The following is a 3,244-nucleotide window of genomic DNA, read 5'->3' as shown; positions in this document are numbered from 1 at the left end:
GAGCGCTTTGCCAACGATCGCTTCCAGTCGGACGTGTTGGCACCGGTCGCGGGAACGATCTCACTGTTAGTGGTCGACGAGGCGCACTGCATATCAGACTGGGGTCACGACTTCCGTCCTCAGTACCGCCTGCTCGGGCGGATCATCGCAAAGCTCCCCAAGAATCTTCGAGTGCTGGCGACCACCGCGACGGCCAACGATCGCGTGATGGAAGATCTCGAAGAGATCCTCGGCCCCGACCTGCACGTGCAGCGCGGCGTGTTGAGCCGCGACTCCCTGACTCTCCAGTCGATAGTCCTACCCAGCCAGGCAGCTCGACTGGCGTGGCTCGCCGAACACCTCCAGACGGTCGAGGGCAGTGGCATCGTCTACACCCTGACGGTTCGGGACGCACGCCTGGTAGCCGACTGGCTTCAAAGCCGCGATGTGACGGCGATGGCCTACACCGGCAAGTCCGGAGATGAGCGGGAGGCTCTGGAAAGCGCCCTCCTGAACAACGATGTGAAGGCCCTTGTGGCGACGACCGCGCTCGGAATGGGTTTCGACAAGCCCGACCTTGCATTCGTCATCCACTTCCAGACACCGGGATCGGTCGTCGCCTACTACCAGCAGGTCGGGCGGGCAGGCCGGGCGATCGAATCGGCGTACGGGGTACTTCTGAGCGGTTCCGAGGACACCGACATCACGGAATGGTTCATCAACAGCGCGTTCCCCAGCCGCGGTGAGGTCGCGGCGATCCTCGATCAACTGGGGGCCCACCCTGGGGGGCTGTCGACGCTGGAGTTGACGACGCGCGTCAACGCTCGCAAGGGCAGGATCGACAAGGCTATTGAACTGCTGAAGCTCGAATCGCCGGCTCCGATCGCAAAGCTCGGCAGCAAGTGGCTGCTCACCCCGACGACGCTCAGCGAGGAGTTCTGGGACCGAGCGGATCGACTCACCGAGTTGAGGCGCCACGAACAAGAGCAGATGCAGAACTACGTCACACTTCCCTTCGGGAAGCACATGGGGTTCCTGATCGATGCGCTCGACGGCGACGTCGCGAGTGTTCGACCGCCCGCGCTGGCACCGTTGTCGTCGGCAGTTGACGCAGACCTGGTCCTGGAAGCCGCCGCGTTCCTACGACGCACGCACGTGCGGATCGAGCCTCGCAAGAAGTGGCCGGAAGGCGGGCTGCCGACCTACGGCGTCAGAGGCAACACCACGATCCCCGCGGGCGGCCAAGCGGAGCCAGGCAAGGCGCTCTGCCGCTGGGGTGACGCCGGCTGGGGCACGCTCGTGAGCAGCAGTAAATATCGAGAGGAACGCTTCGGCGACGAACTGGTCGAGGCGTGCGCGGTGATGGTTGAAGACTGGTCGCCCCAACCGGCACCGACGTGGGTAACAGCTATACCGTCACTGAGCCGCCCCGAACTCGTCCCCGACTTCGCAATGCGCCTGGCAGATGTCCTGGACCTGCCATTTCGGCCCGCTTTGACAAAGATCAGCGCTCGGCCGCCTCAGAAGCAGATGAACAACAGCGCGCAGCAGGCCCGAAACGTCGACGGGTCGCTCGGAGTCAGTGCCGCTGCGATTCTGTCCGAACCGGTGCTGCTTGTAGACGATATGGTCGACTCACGATGGACGATGACGATCGCAGCGTGGTTGTTGCGCGGTGCCGGGAGCGGGCCTGTTTACCCGCTTGCCCTAGCGCTGGCTGGCGGTGACGAATGACCTCACCGTTGAGTCCGAACACCGAAGCCATCCTGCTCCTGACCGCCCCCCTGCTCGCAGGTCAGAGCAAGCCGTCGCCCGATCTGCTCACGCCCGGCGAGTACAACGGGTTGGTGCGTCACCTGCGGAAGAACGGTCGCGAGCCGGCTGACCTCACATCTCGGCAAGGCGCCGAAGCGGCCAGCATTTGCGGGCAAGTAATCGAGACAGATCGTCTGGAACGTCTGCTGGGCCGCGGGTTCCTCCTGGCTCAAGCACTCGAACGCTGGCATTCACGTGCGATATGGGTGTTAAGCCGAGCTGACCCCGAGTATCCGCGCATGTTGAAGTCTCGCTTGAAGACCGATGCACCATCTGTACTCTACGGATGCGGGGATGTCTCCGGGCTGAACTCGGGCGGCTTGGCAGTTGTCGGTTCGCGCCACGTCGACGACGAACTTCTTCAGTACACGCAAGCTGTGGGTGCGCTCGTGGCTCAGTCCGGCAACGCCGTTGTCTCGGGCGGGGCCAAAGGGATCGACCAGGCCGCCATGCACGGCGCGCTGGATGCCGGCGGACGAGCCATCGGTGTCCTTGCAGACGGCCTCGAAAAGGCGGTGTTGGCACGCTACAACCGCGACATGCTTGTCTCAAAGCAGCTGATCCTTCTGTCTCCATACGATCCTGCAGCGGGTTTCAACGTCGGAAACGCCATGCGCCGCAACAAGTTCATCTACGCGTTGTCGAACGCCGCGCTCGTCGTGAATTCGGATGTCGAGAAGGGCGGAACGTGGGCAGGCGCGGTTGAGCAGCTCGCGAAGCTGAAGCTCGTCCCGGTTTACGTGAGATCAACCGGTCCCGAGTCCGACGGACTGGAGGCGCTCAGGCGCAAAGGCGCGCTCAGATGGCCTAACCGCGGCAGCGTCGAGGACTTACAGGCCCTCCTCGATACTGCCGACGCGGCTATCGAGGAGGAACAGCCCGGCTTGCCCTTTCCAGCCGGCGATGGAGGCGGCGACGACAGCCGCGGTGAGCATGACGGAGGCTCGATCCCCACGCTGGACGAAGCACCGACTGTGGAGCCACATCTTGAGCAGCCAGCGAATCGGCTGGAGGACAGGCTGTTTGATACGGTCCGCGACCTCATCCGCGATCTGGCGTCTGTTCCCACCCGCGTCTCTGACGTCGCGACAGCATTAGCCGTCACCGATGAGCAGGCGGAGCGATGGGTGCTAAAGCTGTTGGATGAGGGGCTCCTTGAGAAGGCGACTGCTGACAACAGCTTCGTTACGAGGACGCGGATGGTTACGGCGGGCTAGCTGGCACGGCCGCCCGTTCCGGGTCGGCCAGCACCTCGGCGGTGCGACGCCAAGCGTCGATCACCTGTGCCACCGGTGCAGGGTTGTCAATCGATTCTGAGCGGAGGATCCTCGAGAAGATCCAAGACCGCGCCGGGAGGCCGCCGTCGTCGGGCAGGCAACAAATGCACCCGCCGGCGATCGACGCCGGCTCGTCGACCTGACCCGTCACCAGCCCGGCGTCGACATTGAGT

2 protein-coding genes and 1 pseudogene are annotated in these 3,244 nt (G+C 63.9%); 2 read left to right on the top strand and 1 reads right to left on the bottom strand.

The window, feature by feature from the left end; all coding sequences use genetic code 11:
* Together AC2VOP_RS18180 and AC2VOP_RS18175 are read left to right on the top strand one after the other, a co-directional pair.
* Window positions 1-1,713, top strand: a 1,713-nt coding sequence (locus AC2VOP_RS18180; RefSeq protein ID WP_486962260.1) for a helicase-related protein, incomplete at its 5' end; no start/stop codon positions are given.
* Window positions 1,710-3,011 (top strand): DNA-processing protein DprA, encoded by a 1,302-nt coding sequence (locus AC2VOP_RS18175; RefSeq protein WP_486962259.1) that lies wholly within the window; start codon window positions 1,710-1,712, stop codon window positions 3,009-3,011. The genes AC2VOP_RS18180 and AC2VOP_RS18175, both read left to right, overlap by 4 nt.
* An 89-nt stretch (window positions 3,012-3,100) precedes the next feature.
* Here the strand turns inward: AC2VOP_RS18175 and AC2VOP_RS18170 are convergent.
* Window positions 3,101-3,244, bottom strand: a pseudogene (locus AC2VOP_RS18170) (cobalamin biosynthesis protein CobW); the annotation flags it as partial.

It is taken from the genome of Mycobacterium sp. TH-M106, assembly GCF_057473765.1.
Note: the sequence above shows the minus strand (reverse complement) of the source record. Positions and strands in the feature narration are given on the sequence as shown.